Raw genomic sequence first — 26,169 nt, forward strand, 5'->3', positions numbered from 1 at the left:
CAAAGTATCAAGAACCATGCCAGACCCTGCGTAAGGGATAACCCTTAGCAACACTATCCCGTTTCGGAAAATTTTCGGCCACATCGTGTTTTTGCTCAAACGGGATACCGTCGTCGCGACTCCCTAGACCATGATCTGTCTCGGACGTCGTCGGGGACACTAGCAGATGCCCCCGCCCCCTTATTATCAATGTGAGGTTTGTCATGGCATCACCACATACACCGTCTGTCCATGTCTCGCGCGAGCTCAAACCCGTACTCGGCGTGTTTTCACTTTGGGGTATCGCCGTTGGCTTGGTTATATCGGGTGAGTACTTCGGGTGGAGTTACGGTTGGGCTACCGCGGGCACGCTGGGATTCTTGGTCGCCACCGCCTTCGTAGCCCTGATGTACACCACCTTCATTTTCAGTTTTACCGAGCTATCGACGGCCATCCCGCACGCGGGTGGTCCGTTTGCCTACGCCCGACGGGCATTTGGCCCCGCTGGTGGCTACATCGCTGGGTTTGCCACTCTGGTGGAGTTCGTATTCGCGCCGCCCGCGATCTCACTGGCTATCGGCGCCTATCTCAACGTGCAGTTTCCCGCGCTTGACCCCAAAATCGCTGCGGTAGCCGCTTACGTCGTCTTTATTACGCTCAATGCCATTGGCGTGGGGATCGCCGCCACCTTTGAGCTATTTGTTACCCTACTTGCGGTCATCGAGCTGCTGGTTTTTGCGGGCGTCGTGGCCCCTGGATGGTCGCTCACCAATTTTGTCGCCAACGGCTGGGCTGGCAGCGATAGATTCACCTGGGCGACAGTCGGCGGCATATTTGCAGCGATTCCTTTTGCGATTTGGTTTTTCCTTGCAATCGAAGGCGCGGCCATGGCAGCCGAAGAGGCCCGCGACCCCCAACGGACCATCCCGATTGCTTATATCGCGGGCATCCTGACGTTGGTGGCACTCGCCTTTCTGGTCATGATCATGGCCGGCGGCATTGGTGATTGGCGAACTCTATCAAACATCAACGATCCGTTGCCGCAAGCCATGAAAATCGTGGTTGGCGACAACAGCGCATGGCTGCACATGCTGGTTTGGATCGGCTTGTTCGGATTGATCGCTTCCTTTCACGGCATCATACTGGGATACTCGCGGCAAATATATGCCCTCGCGCGCGCTGGTTTTCTTCCACCGTTTTTCGCCAAGGTGCACCCTCGTTTTCGCACACCCGTTCGAGCCTTGATCGGTGGGGGTGTCGTGGGCATCTTAGCGGTATTCAGCGATGAATGGATCACGTTTGGTGGGCAGCCACTTACTGCGAACATCGTAACGATGGCGGTTTTGGGCGCCTTGGTTATGTATATCGTTTCTATGGCGAGCCTGTTCAAGTTGCGTTCGACCGAACCCGGATTGCATCGAACCTTTCGGGCACCATTTTATCCGATTTTCCCAGCGCTCGCCCTCGGCAGCGGAATCATTTGCCTAATCGCAGTGATTTATTACAACCCGGCCCTTTCACTGCTTTTTACTGTACTGGCGGCGGCTGGATATGTTTATTTCCGTTTTACTCAGAACCAACGCCTCAACGCCGCTTATGATGAAATGCTGGTCGGCACCAACGAACGTCTCGACACCGACAGCGCTGCCACCGACATTGGCGACATCGCTTTACCCAACGCCCAAAAGGTTCGGTGATCGTCATGCACTACCAGGTCGATCTTGCGGGTGTTCGCTATCGCTTCGCGTCCTTGCGCGAGGTCATGGCGAAGGCGAGCCCACCGAGATCTGGAGATCAACTGGCCGGCGTGGCAGCGACGAGCGAACAGGAGCGTATGGCGGCGCGCTGGGTGCTGTCTGAGGTGCCCCTGCGGCAATTTCTCGAAGAACCACTGATCCCCTATGAGTCGGATGAGGTCACCCGGCTGATCATCGATACACACGATGAATCAGCGTTCGAGCCCGTCTCGACACAAACGGTTGGTGAATTTCGGGATTGGCTGCTCAGCGAGGCGGCGACACCAGTGGCGCTAAAAAGGCTTGCACCTGGTCTTACGCCCGAGATGGTTGCCGCAGTTAGTAAGCTGATGCGCAATCAGGATTTAATGATCGTCGCGAAGCGCTGCTCCGTCGTCACCCGCTTCCGAAACACATTAGGGTTACCCGGACACCTGGCAGTGCGACTGCAGCCGAATCATCCGACCGATGATCCCGCGGGCATTTTGGCCAGCATCATCGACGGGTTGCTGCTTGGCGCCGGCGACGCCGTCATTGGCGTCAATCCCGTATCGGACAGCATCGCCGATTTGGTACGGTTGCAACACATGTTGGCAGAAGTCATCGAACGTGGCAACATCCCCACCCAGAGCTGCGTATTGACCCACGTCACCAACACCATGCAAGCAATACAGATGGGCGCTCCCGTGGACTTGGTGTTTCAGTCGATTGGCGGCACAGAGCAGACGAACCGCTCCTTTGGAATCGATCTGGCTCTGCTCGACGAGGCGCATTCCATGGCGCTGGCGCTGCGGCGCGGAACGGTGGGAGATAACGTCATGTATTTTGAGACCGGGCAAGGCAGCGCACTCTCTGCCAACGCCCATCATGGCGTCGATCAGCAAACGTGCGAAGCACGTGCGTATGCAGTAGCGCGGCGCTATCACCCACTGCTCGTCAACACGGTTGTTGGATTCATCGGGCCCGAATACCTCTTCGACGGCAAGCAAATCATTCGTGCCGGACTCGAGGATCATTTTTGTGGGAAATTACTCGGCCTCCCCATGGGCTGCGATATCTGTTATACCAACCACGCAGAGGCGGATCAAAACGACATGGACAACCTGCTCGTGTTGTTGGCTTGCGCTGGGGTCCATTTCATTATTGGCGTACCCGGGGCTGATGACGTGATGCTGAACTACCAAAGCACATCGTTCCACGATGCTCTGGCCGTGAGAGATTTACTGCAACTGCGGCGTGCCCCGGAATTCGACGAATGGCTACGCAACATGGGCGTCGTCGACGAGACCGGGCGCCTTTTGCCCGCGCGCGTCGCGCCTGCGCTTGCACAAACGTTGTGGACCTTGCCTCAACCCGACCGATGACAGCCCCCCCATCACGTCCCGAGCTCTCTTCGAGCATCGTCGCTACGGACACGCCGTGGGAGGTGCTCAAGCGTTTCACCCCTGCGCGTATCGCATTGGGGAGGTGCGGGTCCAGCCTACCCAGTCGGCAGGTCTTGGCGTTTGGGCTGGCGCATGCTCAAGCTCGGGATGCCATACACTTGCCCTTGGACGTCAAGGCACTGGCGGCTGCGCTCACCACAGACGGCTGGCCCGCGCCGCTGTGCGTGCACACCCGCGCGCCCGATCGCCAAAGCTACCTTTTGCGTCCCGATTGGGGACGCCGACTTGACGACGCGAGCGTGGGAGTCTTACAAGACGCTCGCCGCCGTACCGAGGCCTCGGACTTGGTGCTCGTGATAGGGGATGGGTTATCGGCGCTGGGCGTACAACGGTACACCCCCGCGCTACTGAGGGCAATACGCGACGCACTGGACCGCACTTGGCGAGTCGCGCCCTTGGTCATCGTCCAACAAGCGCGCGTTGCCGCCGGCGATGAAGTTGGCGAGTTGCTCGGCGCAGGGATGGTGGCGATGATCATCGGTGAACGTCCTGGTCTGAGCTCGCCCGACAGCGTAGGAATCTACCTCACCCTTCGGCCACGCGTGGGCTGCACCGATGCGCAGCGCAACTGTATCTCAAATATACGTGTCGGTGGTCAGGACGTCGTAACCGCCGCACGACGATTTGCCTGGCTGGCTCAAGAGGCGCGCCGGTTACAAACTACCGGCGTTGGATTGAAGGATCACAGCGGATTGCCACTGATAGGTGTCTTCAGCGAAGAGCCGCGGCGTGCATGACGAGCCGTTTGCGCCTGTGCTTGTCGCGCTCGATCGGACACGATTGCGCCCCGTCGTCACATAACTGTCACAACACTACTTTACCCTACATTATGTGATCACTTGCGTTCGGTTTTGCCGACTTCAACCGCTCAGGAGACCAACATGCCCAACAGACGCTCATCACTGAAACGCCTAGTATGGCTCGCCGCCATCTGCCTGTCACCCATGGCCGCATCGGCCAACGAAAAGGTCCTGCGCCTGCTCACTTGGGCCGACTACGCCCCCAAAGAAGTGGTCGAGCAATTCACCAGAGAAACGGGCATCAAGGTTGAGATTACACTATCCAACAATGAGGAGATGATTTCTAAGCTACGTGCAACAGGGGGGGCGGGATTCGATCTTGCCCAGCCAAGCCAGGATCGCGTTGCTGGCCCACAAGCGGAGTTCGGACTTTACAAACCGCTGGATCTATCCAAAATCCAGACGGATCGCTTCATTCCAGCCATGCTGGAGGCAACCAAAAAGAACACCACGGTTCAAGGTAAAGTTTATGCAGTTCCTCATATTTGGGGCACTGATGGCCTGGTGGTAAATACCAAACTTGCTCCGCAGGTAAAAGACTATGCCGACCTGTGCCAAGAAGCGTACAGCGGCAAGGTTTCAATGCGGCTCAAGCGCCCGACACTGATCGCGTTTGCGTTTGCTTCAGGCAGAGATCCATTTGCTCTTTACAGCGATCCCAAAGCATACTCGGTGCTCATGGATGAAGTCGGCAAAACCCTCATGGCGTGCAAAAAGCATGTCAAGTTTTACTGGGATAACAAGGACCAATTGCTGACTAGTATGCGCTCCGGAGAGCTGGTCGCTGCCATGATGTGGGATACTGGCGGCTGGGCCCTGAATCGTACCCAACCCGACATCCGATACCTTGCGCCCAAATCCGGCGCCCTCGGCTGGATCGACACGTACGCCATCCCCGCCAAGGGCCGCAATGACGAGGCTGCGTACGCTTGGATCAACTTTAACATGCGGCCTGAAATTGCCGCCAAAGTAGCGCGCTCGGCTGGTAATTTTACAGCTGCAAAGGGAGGTGACACCGACGTCGATCCGGTTCTAAAGCGGCAGTTCAACGAAAGTTTCCCGGAAGCTGCGTTGCAGAACATCAAGTGGTATCCAGCGGTCCCTGCCGGACTGGAGGATATCGAGGGACGTGTTCTTGACCGCATCAAAGCTGCGCGTTGAGGCGCCATGACAGAAAAAGATTCGAGGACCATCTGCGATCTCGAGGTACGCGCCGTAGGCAAGAAGTACGGCGCGTTTGTTGCTGTTCGAGACGTCAGCTTCACAGTGCCGAAGAGCGAGTTTTTCTCCATTCTGGGGCCCTCGGGTTGCGGAAAAACGACGCTGTTGCGAATGATCGCTGGCTTCGTCGAACCCGATACTGGTGACATTCTGATCAAAGGGCAGTCCATGCGTGGCGTAGCGCCGAATCGGCGACCTGCACACATGGTGTTTCAACATCTCGCGTTGTTTCCCATGATGAGCGTGGGAGAAAACGTCGCATACGGACTACGCCGGCGGGGTTTATCGGCAAGAGAAGCCCGCCAGCGCTCGGCTTCGATGCTCGCCCGGGTCGGATTACCGGGCAGCCAGGACAAGCGCGTTGATCAGCTCTCCGGCGGCCAAAAACAACGGGTGGCATTAGCCCGCGCACTGGTGCTCGAACCAGCGTTGTTGTTGCTCGATGAGCCATTGGGCGCACTCGATATGCAGTTGCGCGAATACATGAAACTGGAGCTCAAGCAATTGCAAGCGGAGGTGGGAACTACGTTCGTCTACATCACACACGATCAAAGCGAAGCACTGGTCATGTCTGATCAGGTGGCGGTCATGAGGCGCGGACAGTTCGAGCAAATTGGCACCCCACGACAACTGTATTTCGAACCCCGAACCGCATTCGTTGCCAGTTTCGTCGGCCACAACAATCGGCTGCGAGTCGAGGTCGTGCAGCAGCATGGTGATCTGGTGCTCTTGCAGCATCCCGAGGGCTGTCAGTCCTGGGCGCGAGCAATGCAGTCGCTGTATCCTGGGCAAGCGGCTTGGACGTTTGTGCGGCCGGAAGTGATCGAACTGCTGAACTCGCCTCCCGACGGGCGACCATTTTGGCCGGTTCAGGTTCAAATGGTTTGGTTCGACGGCAACAACACCACCGTCGAGGTACGGCACGAAAGTGTGGACGTGTCACTGCGAGTGGCGTTACCCATGACCGGTCAGTGGAACAATTTGAGGCCCGGGGCGTCCCTATTCGTCGCTTGGCGCCCAGAGAACGCGTGGGCTTTTGCTCGCGGAGGCGACGAATGACAAAGCCCGACTGGAGCGGATTGACAATCGGGCTGCTACTTGCCCCGGTGTTGTTGTGGTTGGTGGGGCTGCTCGTTTTGCCCCACATAGAATTGCTGATTCTATCGTTGCAGGCCCGCGTCGCCCCAGGAGAATACGTCTGGAGTCTGCAACAGTACGACACTTTTTTTTCCGAACCGTTATATTGGCACACATTTATTCGGACAGCGGTCATGTCGTTATTAGCGACAGTATTGACACTGTTACTGGCATTCCCGGTTGCATGGATGATCGCCAAAGAGGTTCGCCCCGATACGCGTGCGGGTCTCACGTTGCTCGTGCTCACTCCATTTTGGGTCAGCGAGCTGGTTCGAACCATAGGCTGGCTCATACTGCTGCATCCCAAGGGTGTCGTTGCCCAAGGTGTGCGTGCGCTAGGATTGACTGAACAACCTCCGGAACTGCTATACCGTGATATCACGATTTTACTGGGTTTGGTTTATGGCTCTTTACTGTTTATGGTGGTTCCACTCGTCAACAGTTTAGGAAATCTGGACGACAGCATAATTGAAGCGGCCTACGATCTGGGCGGCTCGCCAATCAATATCCTGTGGCAGATCGTTTTGCCGCATGCCGCACCGGGCATTACGGCAGGCTCTATCGTCGTGTTCATGTTGTGCTTGGGGAATTATCTAACGCCTACCTTGCTTGGCGGCAAAGATGCGCTGTGGTTTACCGAGCAGATTTATACCCAGTTCATCACCCGCTTCAACTGGAATCAGGGAGCTGCTTTTGGATTTTTGCTGCTTGCACTGTCGACCACCATGGTGTGGCTAGGCCTGCGCCTGACGGGGCAGCGTCTCAACTACGTCATGCAGACTCAAAAATGATCCCGACTCTCCCCGCCGCTTGGCGCTGGCGCTGGGCCTTGTCTGTTTACACAGCAGCATTCTTGATATTCCTATTGCTGCCACTGTGCGTGGTGGCCTTGTTTGCGTTTAATGATGCGTCGCACCCCAGCCCTCCATGGATGGGATGGACACTTGACTGGTTCATCGGACAAGGGGGCGAACGCGTCGGCCTCTTGAACGATCGAGAATTGCTGCGTGGGCTGGGAGTCAGCACCTGGGTAGCAACCTGGGTGTCGCTGCTATCCGTCATCGTCGGTACTTGCAACGCGTGGGTGCTGGAACGCGTGGCGCTGCCGGGCAAAGCTGCTTTGGGATTGTTGACCTTGGCACCTTTGGTCATACCGGGTGTCGTGCTAGGTATCTCTATACTTGCCCTCGCCAGCCGAATCGCCAACGCGCTGGAGGGATGGATGGGCTGGGAGATCGAATGGCTACGGCCCGGATTACCTTTAGTCATCCTGGGGCAATTTAGCTATATCACGACCATTGCAACACTGACCGTGGCCGCGCGCCTGCGGCGCATGGATCGCACATGGGAGGAAGCGGCGCACGATCTAGGAGCAACCCGGTGGGCGGTGTGGTGGACAATCACGTTTCCGTACTTACGCCCAGCCATGCTGGGGGCTGCTGCGATGGCGTTCGTGATGTCGTTCGAGAACTTCAACACCACGCTCATGCTGGTGGGCTCTGAGCCGCCGCTGACTATTTTGATGTACGGGCGCATGCGCGAAGGTTCTACCCCGGTGCTCAACGCGGTCAGCCTCCTATTGATGTTGGGCTCAGCGGCTGTGGCACTTCTTTCGTTTGGTCGCAGCCGAAGTAGCGCGTAAAGCCCCGTTCATCCGCATGACATGCTCGACGCTCGCCAACTGCAAGCCCTATCCGCCGTGGTCGAACACGGCAGTTTTTCCGCAGCGGCCAAGGCCCTGGCCCTGACGGTGGCGGCGGTGTCGCTGCGCGTTCGCGCGCTGGAGACCCAGCTGGGCCAGCGGTTGGTGGTGCGCGGCAAACAAGTGCGCGCCACCCCGGCTGGCCAGGCGTTGCTGGCGCACGTCAAGCAGGTGCAGCTGATGGAGGCCGACTTGCTGGAGCGGCTGCGCGGCAGCGACGACCAGCGCTGGCAAAGCGTGCCGGTGGCGATCAACGCCGACTCGGCAGCCGCGTGGTTCCTGCCCGGCGTGGCCGATCTACTGGCGCGCCAGCGTCTGTTGCTCGATCTGACCATCGACGACCAGGACCACACGCACGAGCTGCTCAAAAACGGCACCGTCATCGGCTGCGTGACCACACGCGCCGACCCCATGCGCGGCTGCGTCGCCGAACCGCTGGGCATCATGCGCTACCGCTGTGTCGCCGCACCGGCGGTGGTCGCGCGCGCCCGCACGCCGCAAGGGCGGTTGACGCCGCACCGGCTGCTGGCGCTGCCCGCCGTCATCTTCAACCGCAAAGACGCGCTGCAGGACGTGTGGCTGGAGCGCCACTTCGGGCTGCGGCAGGCACGCTACCCCCGCCACTTCACGCCAGCGGTGGACGCCTTCGAGCGCGTCATCGAGCTAGGCCTGGGCTGGGGCATGGTGCCCGAACTGCACTTGGCCCAACGCACGGGTAAACCCCCGCTGGAGGAGGTCATCCCCGACGCGGTGGTGGACGTGGCGCTTTACTGGCAGCACTGGGAGCGCGAGCCCCCCACCGCGCAGCGGCTCACCCGTGCAATCCGTGACGCGGCGCGCGCGGCGCTGCTGCCACTGCCCGCGCCCCATGAGACACAAGGTTGATGCCACCGCGCTACAGTGCAGGCTTGTCTCATCGACGACGCACCGACCATGGAACCGACCGCTCGCAATGTGCTGGGAGGGCCGCTGCGCGCCTGCTCCTACGACCCGCTGACGGGCTATTTTCGCGATGGCTGCTGCCACACCGGCCCGCACGATGCGGGCCGTCACGTCATCTGCGCCAAGGTGACGGCCGAGTTCCTGGCGTTTTCCCTGGAACGCGGCAACGACCTCGTCACCCCACGGCCCGAATGGCGCTTCGCCGGCCTGAAGCCGGGCGACCGCTGGTGCCTGTGCGCGCTGCGCTGGAAAGAGGCGCTGCAAGCGGGCGTGGCGCCGCCGGTCATCCTCGAAGCAACCCACGAAGCCGCGCTGCAGGTGGTCAGCCTGGCCGAGCTGCAGGCCCACGCCTGGCACCCGGCCGGCACCTGAAGGCGGCCCCGCGCAGGCGCCGCCGTTGCGCTAGCATGGCGGCGATGGAGACCTCACCGCCCCCCACCGAAGCGCCGCTGGCTGGCGATGGCGCGATCCGTCGCCCGGGCCTGCACGGCTCGTGGCCCGAGATGACCTACGCGGGCGTGCTCAGTTTCATGCGCCGCACCTACACGCGCGAGCTGGCCGGCGCCGACGTCGTCGTCAGCGGTGTACCGCTGGACATTGCCACCACCTACCGCCCCGGCGCGCGGTTGGGGCCAGCGGCCATCCGCGCCGCCAGCGTGCAGCTGGCCGAGCTCAAACCCTTCCCGTGGGGGTTCGACCCGTTCGAGACGCTGGCGGTCGTGGACGCGGGTGACTGCTGGCTCGACCCGCACCACCCGCACACCGTGCCGGGCGCCATCCGCGACCACGCGCGGCGCATCCTGGCCAGCGGCGCGCGCATGCTGACCTTCGGCGGCGACCACTTCATCACCTACCCGCTGCTGCAGGCCCACGCCGAGCGGCTGGGTCAGCCGCTGGCGTTGATCCACTTCGACGCCCACTGCGACACCTGGCCTGACGACAGCCCCGACGCGCTCAACCACGGCACGATGTTTTACAAGGCGGTGCGCGAAGGGCTGATCGACCCCGCGCACTCGGTGCAAATCGGCATCCGCACCTGGAACGACGACTTCATGGGCCTGCACGTCCTGGACGCGCCCACGGTGCACGCGCGCGGCGCCGACTGGACGCTGCGACAGGTGCTGGCCATCGTCGGCGATCGTCCAGCCTACGTGACCTTCGACATCGACTGCCTGGACCCCGCGCACGCGCCCGGCACGGGCACGCCGGTGGCCGGGGGGTTGAGCAGCGCGCAGGCGCTGCACATCGTGCGCGGGCTGGTGCCGCTGCATTTGGCGGGCATGGACGTGGTGGAAGTGGCCCCGCCGTACGACCACGCCGACATCACCGCGCTGGCCGCGGCCCACGTGGCGTGCGATCTGCTGTGCGTGCTGGCGGCGCAGCGCCGCGCGCGCGGCTGAACGCCCCACGAGGGGCGGCCTACAATCGGCCCCCATGCTGCACGTCCACAACGAACTGCTGGCGGCGCTGGCCGACACGCTTGACGCCCTGCACCCGGGCGCGGGCCAGCGCGCCGCCTTCGAACAACCCAAAGTCGCCGCGCACGGCGACCTGGCCATCACGGCCGCGCTGCAACTGGCCAAACCGCTGGGCACGCCACCGCGCGCGCTGGCGCAAACCCTGGTGCAGCGGCTGCAAGACACCCCCGCGTTCGCCCGCTGGGTGGCAGCGCTGGACATCGCCGGCCCAGGCTTCATCAACCTGCGCCTCAAGCCGCAGGCCAAACAGCAAACGGTGCGCGAGATTTTGCGCGAGGGCCCGCGCTGGGGCTGCCAGCCGCCCCGCGGCGAACGCGTCATCGTCGAATTCGTCTCGGCCAACCCCACCGGGCCGCTGCACGTGGGCCACGGGCGCCAAGCCGCGCTGGGCGACGCCATTTGCAACCTGCTGCAGACCCAGGGCTGGCAGGTGCACCGCGAGTTTTACTACAACGACGCTGGCGCACAAATCGACAACCTCACGCGCTCGGTACAGGCGCGCGCGCGCGGCCTCAAACCCGGCGACCCCGGCTGGCCCGAAGCGGCCTACAACGGAGACTACATCCAGGACGTTGCCGACGCGTTCCTGGCGCGCGCCACCGTGCAGGCGGCGGATCGCACCGTCACCGCCAGCGGCGACGCCGAGGACTGGGACGGCATCCGCGACTTTGCCGTGGCCTACCTGCGCCGCGAGCAGGACCTGGACCTCCAAGCGTTCGAGGTGCGCTTCGACCAGTACTACCTCGAGTCCAGCCTGTACAGCAGCGGGCGCGTGGCGCAGACGGTGCAGCGGCTCATCGAATCCGGCCACACCTACGAGGCCGACGGCGCGCTGTGGCTGCGCACCACCACCTGGGGCGACGACAAAGACCGCGTGATGCGCAAGTCCGACGGCAGCTACACCTACTTCGTGCCGGACGTGGCCTACCACGTCACCAAGTGGGAGCGCGGCTTTGCCAAAGCCGTCAACATCCAGGGCACCGACCACCACGGCACCATCGCGCGCGTGCGCGCCGGGCTGCAGGCGCTGGGCCTCGGCATCCCCCAGGGCTACCCCGACTACGTGCTGCACACCATGGTGCGCGTGGTGCGCGGCGGGCAAGAGGTCAAGATCAGCAAGCGCGCCGGCAGCTACGTGACGCTGCGCGACCTCATCGAGTGGACCAGCAAGGACGCGGTGCGCTTCTTTTTCCTCAGCCGCAAGCCCGACACCGAGTACACCTTCGACGTCGACCTGGCCATCCAGCAAAACAACGACAACCCGGTGTACTACGTGCAGTACGCGCACGCGCGCATCTGCTCGGTGCTGGCGCAGTGGGGCGGCGACGAAGCCACGCTGGCCGACGTGGCGCTGGACGCGCTGGCCAGCGCCCCCGCGCAGGCGCTGATGCTGGAGCTGGCGCGCTGGCCGCAGGTGATGGCGGCGGCCGCGACCGACTTTGCCCCGCACGACGTCACGTTCTACCTGCGCGAGCTGGCCGCCGCTTACCACCGCTACTACGATGCCGAGCGCATCCTGGTGGACGACGAGCCGACCCGCCTGGCCCGTCTGGCGCTGGTGGCGGCCACCGCGCAGGTGCTGCGCACCGGCCTAGGGCTGCTGGGCGTCAGCGCCCCGCGTTCGATGTGAGCCTTCGCAAGGAAACGACCGCCATGCCACGCGTCCCCCCGCGCCCCCACGTTCATGGCCCCCAACGCACCCGCGGCGGCACGCTGCTGGGGTTTTTCCTCGGCCTGCTGGTGGGCGTCGGGGCCGCTTTGGCGGTGGCCTTGTACGTGACCAAAGTGCCCATCCCGCTGGTGGACCGCGGCGTGCAGCGCAAGCCCATCCAGCCCGACACCGAAGCCGAGCGTCTGCGCGGCTGGAACCCCAACGCGGGGTTGAGCAACACCAAACCAGCGGCCAGCGCCCCGTCCGATGCGCCCACCGACACCCCCTCCGGCCCCGCTCGCGACAACGCCGGCGCGCCGGCGACCGACGCCACCCGCGACCCCATCGCCGAATTGATCCGCCAGCGCACCCAGGGTGACGGCGGCAGCGCCGCCGCGGCGGCCGACCCGTTTGTGTACTACGTGCAGGTGGGGGCGTTTCGCTCCGCCGACGAAGCCGAGGCGCAGCGCGCGCGGCTGGCGCTGCAGGGCTTCGATGCCAAGGTCAGCGAGCGCGAGCAGGGCGGCCAGCGCGTCTGGCGTGTGCGCCTGGGGCCGTTCAACACCAAGGTCGACGCCGAGCTGATGCAGGAAAAACTGCGCGGCAAGCAGTTCGAAACGGCGCTGGTGCGCGTGCAGCGCTAAAAGCGCGGCGGAACCTGCGCGCGCCCGGCGTGCTCCAACCCTACCATCGAAACGACCACCTCAACCACCATGCAGCGACGCGACTTTCACCGTTACACCCTGGCCGGCGCCGCGCTGACCGCCACCCCGCTCGTCTGGGCCCAGTCGGGCACCCTGCGCGAAGGCACCGACTACCGTACGCTGGGCAAACCGGTGCCGGTCGACACCGGCCCTGGGCAGGTCGAGGTGCTGGAGTTTTTCTCCTACAGCTGCATCCACTGCTACCGCTTCGAGCCGTTGATGACGGCCTGGATGCGCAAGCTGCCCAAAGAAATCGTCGTGCGGCGCGTGCCGGTGGGCTTCAACGCCGCCTTCGAGCCGCTGCAACGCCTGTATTACACGCTGGAGGCGCTGGGCCGTCTGGGGGACTTGCACGAGGCCGCGTTCAAGGCCTTTCACGACGAGCGCGTGCGCTTCAACGGTCTGGACGTGGCCGCCGACTGGGCCGCGCGCCGTGGCGTGGACCGCCAAGCGTTCACGCAGACCTGGCAGTCGTTTGGCGTCAGTGGCAAGGTCAAGCGTGCGCTGCAACTGCAAGATGCCTACGAGGTCGACGCCACCCCGTCGCTGGGCATCGCGGGGCGTTACCTGGTGCCCGGCCAGGCCGAGCGCACCCTCATCATCGCCGACGCCCTGATTGCGCGCGTGCGGCAGGCTTGATGGCGGCGGCGGGCATGGCACAATCGGTCGGCCACGACCGAGGAGCAAAAACCGTGCCCACCGTGCCCCCGCCACGCCGCTGGCTCGTGCTGCTGGCCCTGTGCGCCGCCTGCGGCGCCCGCGCCGAGCTGGCCGACCGCCAGGCCCCGATGAACATCGAAGCCGATGCGCTGCGCTACGACGAAGCGCGCCGCGTCAGCCTGTTCAGCGGCAACGTCGCCATCAGCAAAGGCACGATCCGCATCCGCGCCCAGCAGGTGGAAGTGCGCCAGGACGACCAAGGCCTGCAGCACGGCGTGGCGCTGGGCGCCCCGGGCCAGCGGGCGTTTTACCGCCAAAAGCGCGAAGGCGTCGACGAATGGATCGAGGGCGAGGCGCAGCGCATCGAGTACGACGGCGCCGCCGACCGCGTGACGCTGCGTGGCGACGCCGAGCTGCGCCGCTACCGTGGCACCGTGCTGGCCGACCGCAGCAGCGGCGCCGTCATCGTGTACGACAACCGCGCCCAGACCTTCAGCGTCGACGGTGCGCCCGCCGGCGGCGGTGGCAGCGGGGCGCGGGTGCGCGCCACCCTGACCCCGCGCAGCGCCGACGTGGCCGCGCAACAACCCGCGCCCAGCGGCGTCGTCCCGCCCGCGCTGCAACCCAGCACCGCGCCGGAGCGCCGCCCATGAGCAGCAGCCCGCCCAACCACGGCGCCGCATCGCTGCTGCGCGTGCAGGGCCTGCGCAAACGCTACCGCGCGCGCACCGTCGTGCACGACGTCTCGCTGCAGGTGCGCGCCGGCGAAGTGGTGGGGCTGCTGGGCCCCAACGGCGCCGGCAAAACGACGTCGTTTTACATGATCGTCGGGTTGGTGCGCGCCGACGCCGGGCAGATCTGGATCGACGACCAGCCGGTGCAGCACCTGCCCATCCACCGGCGCGCGCGTCTGGGGTTGGGCTACCTGCCGCAAGAAGCGTCGATTTTTCGCAAGCTGACGGTGGAGCAAAACGTGCGCGCGGTGCTGGAACTGCAGCGCGACGCCGACGGCCGTCCGCTGCCCGAGGCCGAGTTGCGCCAGCGGCTGGACACGTTGCTGGCGGAGCTGCACGTGGACCACCTGCGCGACGTGCCGGCGCCGGCCTTGTCCGGCGGCGAGCGCCGGCGGGTCGAAATCGCCCGCGCGCTGGCGGCGCAGCCACGCTTTATCCTGCTGGACGAGCCGTTTGCCGGCGTCGACCCGATCGCCGTCATCGACATCCAGCGCGTCATCGGGTTTCTCAAAGCGCGCGGCATCGGCGTGCTGATCACCGACCACAACGTGCGCGAAACGCTGGGCATCTGCGACCACGCCTACATCATCAGCGAAGGGCGGGTGCTGGCGCACGGCACGCCCGCGCACATCGTCGACCACGCCGACGTGCGCCGCGTGTACCTTGGCGAGCACTTCCGTTTGTAGCGATGGTGACGCGCGGCACCCTTGGGCTGCGCATGGCGCAGCAACTAACCCTGACACCGCAGCTGCAACAATCGCTGCGGTTGCTGCAGCTGTCGGCGCTGGAGCTGGCGCAGGAAGTCGAACAGATGCTGGCCGACAACCCGCTGCTGGAGCGGGCCGACGACGACGTGCACGACGCGGCGCCCTCCGACGACGCCGCGACCGAGGCGGCGGCGCCCTTGCAGGACGACGCCACCGAACCCGAGACCGCGGCGCTGCCGCACGACAGCGATGCCGGCGACCCGCTGGACAGCTACAGCGTCATCGAGGCCGACGTGCCGCTGGCCGAGGCCGACTGGAGCACGCAGCTGGACGACGACAGCGGCGGCTGGCGCGCTGACGACCCCGCCGACGCACCCGCGCCCAGCCCCCTTGCCACCGAGGCGGGACCAGGCCGCGACGGCCGTTGGGACGACGACGAGCTGCCCAGCGCCGCCGAGCGCACCCCCCAGCCCGAACGGCTGCAAGACCACCTGCACACGCAGGCGTTGGCGCTGCACCTGACGGCCGAGGAACGCGCCGCGCTGCATTTTTTGATCGAATCGCTCAACGACGACGGCTACCTCGACGAACCGCTGGAGGCGCTGGCGGCGGTGCTGCTGGCGCGCGGCGGCCACGACGACCCCGAGCAGGCCGACGCGCTGCTGGCGCTGCTACGGCGCGCGCTGGGTTGGCTGCAGGCGATGGACCCGCCGGGTGTGGGCGCGCGCGACTTGGCCGAATGCCTGCGGCTGCAACTGCGCCAGCAACCCGACGACCCCGCCACGCGCGCCGCGCTGGCGCTGTGCGCGCAACCGCTGGAGTGGATCGCACGCCGCGACCTGCGCCGCCTGGGCAGCGCCACCGGACTGCCCCCCGAGGCGGTGCGCGCCGGCCTGCAGCGTCTCGCGCAGCTGGAACCCAAGCCGGGGCGGCGCTTTGCCGACGTCGAGCGGCTGGCCATCGTGCCGGACGTGCTGGTCACCGTGCAGGGCACGCGCTTTGACGTGCAGCTCAACCCCGCGGTGCAGCCGCGCCTGCGCATCCACGACGCCTACGTGCGCGCGCTGCGTCAACACCGCCACGGCGACTTGCAGCAGCGCTTGCAAGAGGCGCGCTGGTTCATCAAAAACCTGCAGCAACGCGGTGAAACGCTGCTGCGCGTGGCGCGCGCCATCGTGCAGCAACAGCGCAGCTTCTTTTTGCACGGCGAAGTCGGCATGCGCCCGCTGGTGCTGCGCGACATCGCCACCGAGCTGGGCTTGCACGAATCCACCGTCAGCCGCGTCACCACCGCCAAATACATGGCCACGCCGCGCGGCACGTTCGAGCTGAAGTATTTCTTTGGCTCGGCGCTGGGCACCGACAGTGGCGACGGCGCCTCCAGCACCGCGGTGCGGGCCCTCATCCGCCAGATGATCGCCGACGAAGACCCGGCCCACCCCTTGAGCGACGCCCAAATCGCCGAGCGGCTCAAGGAGCACGGCATCGAATGCGCGCGGCGCACGGTGGCCAAATACCGCGAGGCGCTGCGCATCCCCACCGCCACGCTGCGCCGCGCGCGCTGAACCTGCATGTCCACCCTCAACCTGTACCTGAACGCCCCGGGCGGCGCCGCCGAGCTGCTGGCGCACGAGACCGCCACCCTGACCGGCCAGCCGCTGGCGGCGCTACACGTGCAGCGCAGCGGCGTGGCCCTGCGCGCCGACTGGGACGCGGTGATGCGGCTGAACCTGCACAGCCGCATCGCCCAGCGCGTGCTGGTGCAACTGGGCCAAGCCCCTTACCGCAGCGAAGACGACGTCTACGCCGCCGCCGCCAGCGTCCCCTGGGAAGACTGGTTCACGCCCCGCCACACGATCAAGGTCGAGGTCACCGCGCAGCGCAGCCCGCTGCGCAGCGTGCAGTTTGCCGCGCTGCGTGTCAAGGACGCGGTGTGCGATCGCCTGCGCCAGCGCTGCGGCGCGCGCCCCAGCGTCGACACCGCACGGCCCGATGTGCGGCTGCATCTGCACCTGCAGGCCGAGCAGCTGACCTTGCTGCTGGACACCTCGGGCGAGCCGCTGTTCAAGCGCGGCTGGCGCGAGGACAAAGGCGACGCGCCGCTGAAGGAAACGCTGGCCGCGGCGGTGCTGGCGGCCACGGGCTACACCGCGGCCTGCGCGTCGGGCGACCCGCCACCGTTGGTGGACCCATTTTGCGGCAGCGGCACGCTGCCGATCGAGGCGGCCCAGATCGCGCTGCGCATGGCGCCGGGGCGTGCGCGCCGTTTCGCCTTCGAGCGGCTGCTGCCGCACGACGCGGCGCGCTGGCAAGCGTTGCGCGAGGCCGCCCGCGCCGCCGAGCGCGCGTGGGACGGCGCGCTCGGCCCACTGGTGTGGGGCAGCGACGTGGCCTTCCGCATGGTGGATTTTGCACGCCGCAACGCCGCCCGCGCGGGCGTGGCCGACGCGGTGGCGCTGCGCGGCGGCGACGCGCTGCAGCGCCTGCCGCCCACCGCCACGCCGGGCCTGTTGGTGCTCAACCCGCCCTACGGCGAGCGCATCGGCGCCGCCGGCGTGGCCGGCGCGCTGGGCGCGGACGTGTTTTTCGAACGCCTGGCCGCGCAATGGAAGACGCATTGGGGCGGCTGGACCGCATGGATCCTCAGCGCCGACCGCGACCTGCCACGGCGGCTGCGCCTGCAGGCCAGCCGGCGCATCGTGCTGTTCAATGGCCCCATCGAGTGCCGGCTGATGCGGTTCGACCTTCAGGCCAAAAAAGCTAAAAATGATTGAGCACGAGATGACACTGCCAGAACTGTTGCCATCATACGACACCGCCTGTCCCCGAGTCAGGCAGCGCTGTCAGCTTGTGGTAAATTAATGGGTGAGGCCTACGCGCCTCCCCGCTTTTCCTCCCTGAGCGGGTGCCTTTGTGTGTGACAGCATAAGGCTTGAACCCCCGGCTGCAACCGCATCCGGGGGTCTTTTTTCACACGCGCTCCAGCACCAACGCGATGCCTTGACCAACCCCAATGCACATCGTGCACAGCGCGTAGCGCCCGCCGCTGCGGTGCAACTGGTTGACCGCCGTCGTCACCAGGCGGGCGCCGCTGGCCCCCAGCGGGTGCCCCAGCGCGATCGCCCCGCCGTTGGGGTTGACGCGCGGGTCGTCGTCGGGCAAACCCAGCAGGCGCAGCACCGCCAGCGCCTGCGCCGCGAAGGCCTCGTTGAGCTCGATGACGTCGATCTGATCCAGCGTCAGGCCCGTGAGCGCCAGCACCTTACGCGTGGCCGGCGCCGGGCCGATGCCCATGACGCGCGGCGGCACCCCCGCCACCGCCATGCCCACCACGCGCGCGCGCGGCGTCAAGCCGTGGCGGGCCGCCGCGGCCTCGCTGGCCAGCAGCAACGCGCAGGCGCCGTCGTTGACGCCGCTGGCGTTGCCCGCCGTCACGGTGCCGTCGGGTCGCACCACGCCTTTGAGCTTGGCCAGCGCCTCCAGGCTCGTGTCGCGCGGGTGCTCGTCGTGCGCCACCACGGTCGGCTCCCCCTTGCGCGCGGGGATCGTCACCGGCACGATTTCTTGTGCCAGCACCCCGGCTTGCTGCGCCGCCAGCGCCTTGCGCTGCGACGCCAGCGCAAAGCGGTCCTGATCCTCGCGCGCGATGCCGAACTCCGCGGCGACATTCTCCGCCGTCTCCGGCATCGAGTCGGTGCCGTGCAGAGCCTGCATGCGCGGGTTGACGAAGCGCCAGCCGATCGTCGTGTCGTAGACCGCATTCGTGCGGGCGAACGCCGTCTCGGCCTTCGGCATCACGAACGGCGCGCGGCTCATGCTCTCGACACCGCCGGCGATCATCAGTTCGGCCTCGCCGGCGCGGATGGCGCGCGCGGCGCTGCCCACCGCATCCAGGCCCGAACCGCACAAACGGTTGACGGTGGCGCCGGGCACCTCGACCGGCAGGCCCGCCAGCAACGCCGCCATGCGCGCGACGTTGCGGTTGTCTTCGCCAGCCTGGTTGGCGCAGCCGTAGATGACGTCGCCCAGCGCGCCCCAATCGACGCGCGGGTTGCGCGCCATCAGCGCCTCGATCGGCTTGGCGGCCAGGTCATCGGTGCGCACACTGGACAGCGCGCCGCCGTAGCGGCCAATGGGGGTGCGGATGGCATCGCAGATGAAGGCATGGGTCATGGCACGGATCTCGGCATGGGGACGGTGGATGGAAATCAACCCACGCCCGGGCATCGGCACCGCACGGCCCGGCGCGCGGGTGGCGTTCAGGCGCGTTTGGCCACCAGGGTCAGGATGTCGTAGCTGGCCACCAGCTCACCGTGCTGGTTGGTCACCTCCACATCCCAAGCGACAACGCCTTGGCCGCGGCCCTGGGCGTCGGTCTTGGCGCGGTCGATCTTGCGCTTGCAGGTCAGGCGCGCTTGGATCGTGTCGCCGATGGCCACCGGCTTGACGAAACGCAGCGTGTCCAGCCCGTAGTTGGCCAGCACCGGCCCGGGCGCGGGCGACACGAACAGGCCCGCCGCCGCCGACAACACGAAGTAGCCGTGCGCGATGCGGCGCCCAAACGGCGACTCCTTGGCGGCGATGTCGTCGAAGTGCATGTAGAAGTAGTCGCCCGAAATGCCGCCAAAGGCGACGATGTCGGCCTCGGTCACGGTGCGGCGGTGCGTCAGCAGGCTCTCACCGACGCGCAGGTCTTCAAAGTACCGGCGGAACGGGTGCACGTCGGTCTCGATGCGCGCGGCGCCGCGCACGTACTCGCCGCTGATGGCCGCCAGCATCGTCGGCGAACCCTGCACCGCCGTGCGCTGCAGGTAATGCTTGACGGCGCGCAGGCCGCCCAGCTCCTCGCCGCCACCGGCGCGCCCGGGGCCGCCGTGCTTGAGGTGCGGCAGCGGCGAGCCGTGGCCGGTGGACTCGGGAGCCGCCTCGCGGTCCAGCACCAACAACCGACCGTGCCAGGCCGCCACCAGCGGCACCGCCCGCGCCGCGGTCAGCGGGTCGCGCGTGACCAGCGTGGCCACCAGGCTGCCGCGCCCGCGCGCGGCCAGCGCCAGCGCCTCGTCCAGGTCGTCGTAGGGCAGCAGCGTGCTCACCGGGCCAAAGGCCTCGACCTCGTGCACAGCGTCGTGGGCGTACGGGTCACGCGCCAGCAGCAGCGTCGGCGGGAAAAAGGCGCCGTCGGCCGTGCCCTCACCCTGCGGCGCAAAGTCGGGGCCGCCGTCCCACACCACCTCGGCGCCGGCGCGCAGCAGCGCCACGCGCTCGGCCACGTCGCGCTGCTGCGCGCGCGACGCCAACGCGCCCATACGCACCTCGGGCAGCGCCGGATCCCCCACCACCACCTTGGCCAGCCGGGCGCGCAGCCGCTCGGCCACGGCGTCCAGGTGCCGGCGCGGCACCAGCGCACGGCGGATCGCGGTGCACTTTTGGCCCGCCTTGACCGTCATTTCGCGCACAACCTCCTTGACGTAGAGGTCGAACTCCTCGTCGTCGGGCGTGACGTCGGGAGCCAGGATGGCACTGTTGAGCGAATCGGCCTCGGCGTTGAACGGGATGCTGCGCTGCACCAGGTTGGGGTGGGCGCGCAGCCGCGCGGCGGTGTCGGCGCTGCCGGTGAAGGTGACAACGTCTGGCTCCTGCAAGCGGTCGAGCAAGTCGCCCGTGCCGCCGATGATGAGCTGCAGGCTGCCTTCGGGCAGCAGGCCGCTGGCGACGATCAGCCGCACCAGCGCTTCGGTCAGGTAGCTGGTGGCGGTGGCGGGTTTGCCAATGCAGGGCATCCCCGCCAAAAAGGTGGGGGCGAATTTTTCCAGCAGGCCCCACACGGGGAAATTGAAGGCGTTGATGTGCACCGCCACGCCCGCACGCGGCACCAGCACGTGCGTGCCGGCAAAATGGCCTTGCTTGCCCAGCGGCACCACCGGGCCTTCGTGCAGCAGGTTGCCGCTGGGCAGCTCGTTGCTGCCTAGGCCAGCATAGGCGAACAGCGTGCCGATGCCGCCTTCGATGTCGATCCAGCTGTCGTTGCGCGTGGCCCCCGTGTAGGCCGACCAGGCGTAGAGCTGCTCCTTGTGCTCCATCAGGTATTTGCCCAGCGCCTTGAGGCGCTGGGCACGCTGCTGGAAGTCCAGCGCCAGCAGCGCGCCTTGCGCGCCGCGGGCGTGCGCCAGGGCCTCGGCAAAGTCGAGGGTCTCGGCGTGGGTGGCGGCCACCGGGCGGCCGTTGATGGCGCTGGCCAGCGTCTGGGCCGGCTGCACCCCCTGCCAGCGGCCGCCAAGGTAGCTCTGCAAAACGGGGATGGTGCTCATGGGGTCTGAGGTGGAGGGTTGACAAGCAAGATCAGGCCGCCGCGGCCGCACGCTGGCCGCCGATGCCCAGGTAGGTCTCGACGATGCGGCGGTCGTGCAGCAAGTCGGCGGCAGCGCCGTGCAGCGCGATGGCGCCCATCTCCAGCACGTAGCCGCGGTCGGCGATGTTGAGCGCCGCGCGCGCGTTTTGTTCGATCAGCAGCACCGACACGCCCAGCTCGCGCAGCCGTGCCACCGTGTGCAGCACCTCGCGCACGATCAGCGGCGCCAGCCCCAGCGAGGGCTCGTCCAGCATCAGCAGGCGCGGCTTGGCCATCAGCGCGCGGCCGATGGCCAGCATCTGGCGTTCGCCGCCCGACAACGTCGCGGCCAACTGCGCGCGGCGCTCGCGCAGGCGCGGGAAGATGGCAAACACCTCCTCCATGCGCTGGCGCTGCGTGCGGTCGCCCCGGCGCCAGCGGGCAAAGCCCCCCAGCAGCAGGTTGTCCTCGACCGACATCTCGCCAAACAGCTCGCGCTTTTCGGGCACCAGCGCCACCTCGCGCGCCACCATGCGCTCGACGCTGGGGCGCGGCACCACCTCGCCGTCCACCGCCAACTGGCCGCGCGAGGGCAGCAGGCCCATGGCGGCGTTGAGCAGCGTGGTCTTGCCCGCGCCGTTGGGGCCGATGACGGTGACGATTTCGCCTGGGTGCACGTCCAGGTCCACCTGGTGCAGCGCCTCCACCGGCCCGTACGAGACGCTGAAGCCGCGCAGTTGCAGCAGCGGGGTGCTCATGCCGCACCTCCGCTGAGCGCGTCGTCACCAAGGTAAGCCTGCAGCACGCGCGGGTCGCGCTGCACCTCGGCCGGGGTGCCGTGCGCGATGACGGTGCCAAAGTCCAGCACCGTGATGCGGTCGGCCAGGTTCATCACGAACTCCATGTCGTGCTCCACGATCAGGATGCCCAGGCCTTCGCGGCGCAGCTGGTCCAGCAGTTTGGCCAGCGCCTGTTTTTCCAGATGGCGCAGGCCCGCCGCCGGCTCGTCCAGCAACAGCAGCGCGGGCTGCCCGGCCAGGGCGCGGGCGATTTCGACGATGCGCTGCTGCCCCAGCGCCAGCGCCCCCGCGGGGGTGTGCGCGTGTTCGGTCAGGCCACAACGTTCGATCTGGCGCAGCGCCTCGGCCTGCAGCGCGGCTTCCTCGCGCCGGTCCAGCCGCAGCATGCTGGCCAGCCAGCCGCGCCGCCCGCGCAGGTGCGCGCCCAGCGCCACGTTGTCGAGCACGCTGCGCTGCCCCAGCAGGCGCACGTGCTGGAACGTGCGCCCCAGGCCGCGCGCCGCGAAGTCGCGCGACGGCCGCCCGGTCATGGGCTCGCCCAGCAGCCACACCTCGCCCTCGGTGGGGTCGTCCACCCCCGAGATCATGTTGAAAAACGTGCTCTTGCCCGCGCCGTTGGGGCCGATCAGCGCATGCACCTCGCCAGCGCGCACCTCCAGCGACACCTGGCTGTTGGCCACCAGACCGCCGAAGCGCTTGGTGACGTCGCGCGCCTGCACCAGCACCGTGCCCGGCGGCGGCAGCGTGCGTTGCGGCAGCGCGCTGGGTGGCGGCAGCCGCACCGGCGTCGGGTGCACCCCCAGCCGCCGTGCCCAGCCCGCCAGCGTGGGCCACAGCCCGTCGGCGTAGCGCTGCAGCACCACCATCATCAGCAGGCCAAAGATGATGATTTCGAAGTTACCGCTGGCCCCCAGCAGCCGCGGCAGCCAGTCCTGCAGCTGCTCCTTGAGCAGCGCGATCAGGGTGGCGCCCACCACCGCGCCCCACAGGTGGCCCGAGCCGCCCACCACCGCCATGAACAGGTACTCGATGCCGATGTTGATGTTGAACGGCGTGGGGTTGACGAAGCGCTGCAAGTGCGCGTACAACCAACCCGACAGCGCCGCCAGCAGCGCGGCGAGCAAAAACACCTGCGCGCGCAGCCGCCCGGTGTCCACGCCCATCGATTCGGCCATCAGGCGCCCGCTTTTGAGCGCGCGCACCGCACGGCCGGTACGCGAGTCCAGCAGGTTGTGCAGCGCCCACAGCGCCAGCAGCACCACGGCCCAGATCAGCAGCCCCAGCTCGCGCGGGTCGGCCAGTGTCCACGGCCCGACCTGCAGCGCGGCAATGCCGGTGATGCCCGTGTGCCCGCCCAAAAAGCCAAGGTTGCCAAACAGGAAATACAGGCTCAGCCCCCAGGCGATGGTGGCCAGCGGCAGGTAGTGCCCGCCCAGGCGCAGCGTCACCGCCCCGAGCGCCCCGGCCACCAGCGCCGTCAGCACCAGGCCCAGCGCCAGCCCCAACCACGGCAGCCACGCCGCCGGCACGCCTTGCAGCGCGGCGGCCACCTCCGGCGCGGCGCACACCCACGCGGTGGCGTACGCGCCCAGCCCCACGAACGCGGCCTGGCCGAACGAGGTCATGCCGCCCACACCGGTCAGCAGCACCAGCCCCAGCGCCACCAGCGCGTGCAGCCCGATGTAGTTGAGCAAGGTCACGGTGAAGGGGGACAGCCCACCCCACAGCGCCAGCAGCACCACCACCGCGGCCACCGTGACGGTGCGCGTGGTCAGCCAGGCGGGGCCGTTGCCGGTGGCCGCCGGCGCACGGGTTGCGGGGGCGCTCATTCTTCCTCCTCCACGTGGTGGCTGCGCAGCGAGCGCCACAGCAGCACCGGAATGATCAGCGTGAACACCAACACCTCCTTGAAGGCGCTGGCCCAAAACGAGGCAAACGCCTCCAACTGCCCCACCAGCACCGCCCCCAGCAGCGCCAGCGGGTAACTGGCCAGCCCGCCGACGATGGCCGCCACGAACCCTTTGAGGCCGACCAAAAAGCCGGTGTCGTAGTAAATCGTCGTGATCGGCGCGATCAGCAGCCCCGACACCGCGCCGATGAGCGCGGCCAGCGCAAAGCTGAGGTCGCCCGACAGTTCGGTGGGGATCCCCATCAGGCGCGCGCCGACGCGGTTGATGGCGGTGGCGCGCAGCGCCTTGCCCAGCAGCGTGCGCTCGAAAAAGGCAAACATCGCCAGCACCAGCAGCACCGTGACGCCCACCACCACCAGCGCCTGGCCTGGCACCGGGATGCCGGCCAGCTCCAGGCGCGCCTCGGAAAACGCCGGGGTACGCGAGCCTTCGGCGCCAAAAAGCCACAGCCCCAGGCCCATCAGCACGCCGTGCAGCGCCACCGACACGATCAGCAGCACCAGCACCGTGGCGTGCGCCAAGGGCCGAAACGCGAGCCGGTACGTCAGTGGCCCCAGCGGCGTGACCAGCAGCAGCACCGCCACGGCCTGCCCCAGCAGCGAGGTGGGCCGCCACCCCAGCAGCAGCGCCGCCGCCAGCCCCGGCAGCACCACGCACCACAGCGCGGTGGCCCACGGGTCCACCGTGGCGCCGCGGCGCCAGCGCCACAGCTCCAACAGCAGCACCGCCGCCGCCATCGCCAGCAGCAGCCACAGGATGCCCGGCGTGGCGCCGGCCTGCAGCGCCGCCATCGACAACGCCGCGTAGGCGACCAATTCCCCCTGGGGCACGAAGATCACGCGCGTGACCGAAAACACCAGCACCAGCGCCAGCGCCATCAGCGCGTACACAGCCCCGTTGACGATGCCGTCCTGGGCCAAAAAAAGGGCGATTTGCAAGTCCATCGGGCGACAGCCTCGGGGTCATCGAAAGGCGCGCCGCTGCACCGGCGCGGGACGCACCACCACGCGCGCGCAGGGCAACCCGCTGCGCCGCGGCTCAGGGCGTGTATTTCCAAGTGCCGTTTTCGATCTTGACCATCACGCGCGCGCGCTGGTCCAAGCCGGCGTGGTCGGTGGGCGACATGTTGAAGATGCCATGCACGCCGGCCACGTTGCGGACGTTTTCCAGCGCGTCGCGCAACGCGGCGCGGAATTCGGCCGTGCCGGGCTTGGCCTTTTTGAGCGCTTCGGGCACCGCCGCCTGCAGCAGCAAGCCGGCGTCCCAGGCGTGGCCGCCGAAGGTGGTCACGCTGCCCTTGCCATAGGCGTCCTCGTAGGCCTTGACGTACGCTTGGGCCGACTTCTTGACCGGGTGGTCTTGGGGCAGTTGGTCGGCCACCAGCATCGGGCCGGCGGGCAGCCACGTGCCCTCACAGTCCTTGCCGCACACGCGCAAAAAGTCGTTGTTGGCCACGCCGTGCGTTTGGTAGATCTTGCCGGTGTAGCCGCGCTCTTTGAACGTTTTTTGCGGCAGCGCCGCCGGCGTACCAGAGCCGGCGATCAGCACCGCGTCAGGCCGCGCCGACACGATCTTGAGCACCTGGCCGGTGACCGAGGTGTCGGTGCGGTTGTAGCGCTCGTTGGCCACGACCTGCAGCTTTTTCAGCCCGGCGGCCTTGGCAAACTCCTGGTACCAGCCTTCGCCGTAGGCGTCGGCAAAGCCGATGAAGGCCACGTTGCGCACACCGCTGTCGGCCATGTGCGTGGCGATGGCCACCGCCATCAGGATGTCGTTTTGCGGCGTCTTGAACACCCAGCGCTTTTTGTCGTCCAGCGGCTCGACGATGCGGGCCGAGGCGGCCAGCGAAATCATCGGCACCTTGGCCTCGGCCACGGCGTCGATCATAGCCAGCGAGTTGGGCGTGGTGGTGGAGCCGACGATGACGTCAACCTTGTTTTCGCTGATCAGCTTGCGCGTGTTGGTGATGGCGGCGGTGGTGTCGCTGGCGTCGTCGAGCACGACATAGTTGATTTTTTCACCGCCGATGGTTTTGGGCATCAGCGCCACGGTGTTTTTCTCCGGGATGCCCAGCGACGCCGCCGGCCCGGTGGTGGACAGCGTGACGCCGACGTTGATGTCGGCCCAGGCCGCGGTACTCAGGCCGGCGGTGGCCGCCAACGCGAGCAGGGTTTTGCGCAGTTTCATCAGAGGTCTCCTCAGGGGTGGCACGAAGTTGCACGAAGCAGCCGACTG

General features: G+C 66.7%; 23 protein-coding genes. 17 read left to right on the forward strand and 6 right to left on the reverse strand.

Annotation, left to right across the window (positions count from 1 at the left end; genetic code table 11):
* Positions 1-203 precede the first annotated feature (203 nt).
* The 17 genes from eat (at position 204) to Taqua_RS03885 (ending at position 17,670) form a co-directional block, all read left to right on the forward strand.
* Entirely contained in the window at positions 204-1,676 is a 1,473-nt protein-coding gene (eat, locus tag Taqua_RS03805; protein WP_144324882.1) for an ethanolamine permease, read from the forward strand.
* Positions 1,677-1,681: 5 nt separating this feature from the next.
* Positions 1,682-3,079 (forward strand): ethanolamine ammonia-lyase subunit EutB, encoded by a 1,398-nt coding sequence (locus tag Taqua_RS03810; RefSeq protein ID WP_144324884.1) that lies wholly within the window; start codon positions 1,682-1,684, stop codon positions 3,077-3,079.
* Positions 3,076-3,897, forward strand: a complete 822-nt coding sequence (gene eutC, locus Taqua_RS03815) for an ethanolamine ammonia-lyase subunit EutC (protein WP_144324886.1) — start codon at positions 3,076-3,078, stop codon at positions 3,895-3,897. The genes Taqua_RS03810 and eutC overlap by 4 nt, the downstream gene beginning before the upstream one ends.
* Positions 3,898-4,041: 144 nt before the next feature.
* Positions 4,042-5,121, forward strand: coding sequence for an extracellular solute-binding protein (locus Taqua_RS03820; RefSeq protein WP_144324888.1), 1,080 nt, complete (start codon positions 4,042-4,044; stop codon positions 5,119-5,121).
* Between the two features lie 6 nt (positions 5,122-5,127).
* Positions 5,128-6,240: an ABC transporter ATP-binding protein gene (locus Taqua_RS03825; protein WP_144324890.1), complete on the forward strand. Its 1,113-nt coding sequence runs from the start codon at positions 5,128-5,130 to the stop codon at positions 6,238-6,240.
* On the forward strand, positions 6,237-7,109 hold the full coding sequence (locus tag Taqua_RS03830; protein ID WP_144324892.1) for an ABC transporter permease: 873 nt from the start codon (positions 6,237-6,239) through the stop codon (positions 7,107-7,109). Before Taqua_RS03825 ends, Taqua_RS03830 begins: the two co-directional genes overlap by 4 nt.
* A gap of 89 nt (positions 7,110-7,198) precedes the next feature.
* Positions 7,199-7,960 (forward strand): ABC transporter permease, encoded by a 762-nt coding sequence (locus Taqua_RS03835; protein ID WP_246094610.1) that lies wholly within the window; start codon positions 7,199-7,201, stop codon positions 7,958-7,960.
* Positions 7,961-7,981: 21 nt separating this feature from the next.
* A complete protein-coding gene (gene argP / locus Taqua_RS03840; protein ID WP_144324897.1) occupies positions 7,982-8,905 on the forward strand; it encodes an HTH-type transcriptional regulator ArgP in 924 nt (307 codons plus the stop codon).
* Between the two features lie 48 nt (positions 8,906-8,953).
* Positions 8,954-9,334 (forward strand): DUF2237 family protein, encoded by a 381-nt coding sequence (locus Taqua_RS03845; RefSeq protein WP_144324899.1) that lies wholly within the window; start codon positions 8,954-8,956, stop codon positions 9,332-9,334.
* A gap of 44 nt (positions 9,335-9,378) precedes the next feature.
* On the forward strand, positions 9,379-10,362 hold the full coding sequence (speB, locus tag Taqua_RS03850) for an agmatinase (RefSeq protein WP_144324901.1): 984 nt from the start codon (positions 9,379-9,381) through the stop codon (positions 10,360-10,362).
* A 34-nt stretch (positions 10,363-10,396) separates the two neighbouring features.
* The gene (gene argS / locus Taqua_RS03855; RefSeq protein WP_144324903.1) at positions 10,397-12,070 is read left to right on the forward strand and encodes an arginine--tRNA ligase; all 1,674 of its coding nucleotides are present in this window, start codon (positions 10,397-10,399) and stop codon (positions 12,068-12,070) included.
* Between the two features lie 23 nt (positions 12,071-12,093).
* Positions 12,094-12,735: an SPOR domain-containing protein gene (locus Taqua_RS03860; protein ID WP_144324905.1), complete on the forward strand. Its 642-nt coding sequence runs from the start codon at positions 12,094-12,096 to the stop codon at positions 12,733-12,735.
* A gap of 69 nt (positions 12,736-12,804) precedes the next feature.
* A complete protein-coding gene (locus Taqua_RS03865) occupies positions 12,805-13,434 on the forward strand; it encodes a thiol:disulfide interchange protein DsbA/DsbL (RefSeq protein WP_144324907.1) in 630 nt (209 codons plus the stop codon).
* Positions 13,435-13,487: 53 nt separating this feature from the next.
* A complete protein-coding gene (gene lptA / locus Taqua_RS03870) occupies positions 13,488-14,108 on the forward strand; it encodes a lipopolysaccharide transport periplasmic protein LptA (protein ID WP_342780895.1) in 621 nt (206 codons plus the stop codon).
* Positions 14,105-14,875 carry an LPS export ABC transporter ATP-binding protein gene (gene lptB, locus Taqua_RS03875; RefSeq protein ID WP_144324911.1) on the forward strand — a complete coding sequence of 257 codons (771 nt, stop codon included), beginning with the start codon at positions 14,105-14,107 and terminating at the stop codon, positions 14,873-14,875. The genes lptA and lptB overlap by 4 nt, the downstream gene beginning before the upstream one ends.
* Positions 14,876-14,877: 2 nt before the next feature.
* The gene (gene rpoN / locus Taqua_RS03880) at positions 14,878-16,461 is read left to right on the forward strand and encodes an RNA polymerase factor sigma-54 (protein WP_144324913.1); all 1,584 of its coding nucleotides are present in this window, start codon (positions 14,878-14,880) and stop codon (positions 16,459-16,461) included.
* Between the two features lie 6 nt (positions 16,462-16,467).
* Complete coding sequence (locus Taqua_RS03885) at positions 16,468-17,670, forward strand: THUMP domain-containing class I SAM-dependent RNA methyltransferase (RefSeq protein ID WP_144324915.1); 1,203 nt, start codon at positions 16,468-16,470, stop codon at positions 17,668-17,670.
* 196 nt (positions 17,671-17,866) lie between these two features.
* Here the strand turns inward: Taqua_RS03885 and pcaF are convergent, their stop codons facing one another.
* The 6 genes from pcaF to Taqua_RS03915 all read right to left on the reverse strand — a co-directional run bounded on the left by pcaF (position 17,867) and on the right by Taqua_RS03915 (position 26,121).
* On the reverse strand, positions 17,867-19,069 hold the full coding sequence (gene pcaF, locus Taqua_RS03890; protein WP_144324917.1) for a 3-oxoadipyl-CoA thiolase: 1,203 nt from the start codon (positions 19,067-19,069) through the stop codon (positions 17,867-17,869).
* Between the two features lie 86 nt (positions 19,070-19,155).
* On the reverse strand, positions 19,156-21,204 hold the full coding sequence (gene paaZ, locus Taqua_RS03895) for a phenylacetic acid degradation bifunctional protein PaaZ (RefSeq protein ID WP_185969548.1): 2,049 nt from the start codon (positions 21,202-21,204) through the stop codon (positions 19,156-19,158).
* A 31-nt stretch (positions 21,205-21,235) separates the two neighbouring features.
* The gene (locus tag Taqua_RS03900) at positions 21,236-21,982 is read right to left on the reverse strand and encodes an ABC transporter ATP-binding protein (RefSeq protein WP_144324919.1); all 747 of its coding nucleotides are present in this window, start codon (positions 21,980-21,982) and stop codon (positions 21,236-21,238) included.
* Entirely contained in the window at positions 21,979-23,853 is a 1,875-nt protein-coding gene (locus Taqua_RS03905; RefSeq protein WP_144324921.1) for a branched-chain amino acid ABC transporter ATP-binding protein/permease, read from the reverse strand. Before Taqua_RS03905 ends, Taqua_RS03900 begins: the two co-directional genes overlap by 4 nt.
* The gene (locus Taqua_RS03910) at positions 23,850-24,878 is read right to left on the reverse strand and encodes a branched-chain amino acid ABC transporter permease (RefSeq protein ID WP_144324923.1); all 1,029 of its coding nucleotides are present in this window, start codon (positions 24,876-24,878) and stop codon (positions 23,850-23,852) included. Before Taqua_RS03910 ends, Taqua_RS03905 begins: the two co-directional genes overlap by 4 nt.
* A 94-nt stretch (positions 24,879-24,972) precedes the next feature.
* The gene (locus Taqua_RS03915; RefSeq protein ID WP_144324925.1) at positions 24,973-26,121 is read right to left on the reverse strand and encodes an ABC transporter substrate-binding protein; all 1,149 of its coding nucleotides are present in this window, start codon (positions 26,119-26,121) and stop codon (positions 24,973-24,975) included.
* Positions 26,122-26,169 lie beyond the last annotated feature (48 nt).

The organism is Tepidimonas aquatica (genome assembly GCF_007556585.1).
In the GTDB taxonomy this organism is placed as follows: domain Bacteria; phylum Pseudomonadota; class Gammaproteobacteria; order Burkholderiales; family Burkholderiaceae_C; genus Tepidimonas; species Tepidimonas aquatica.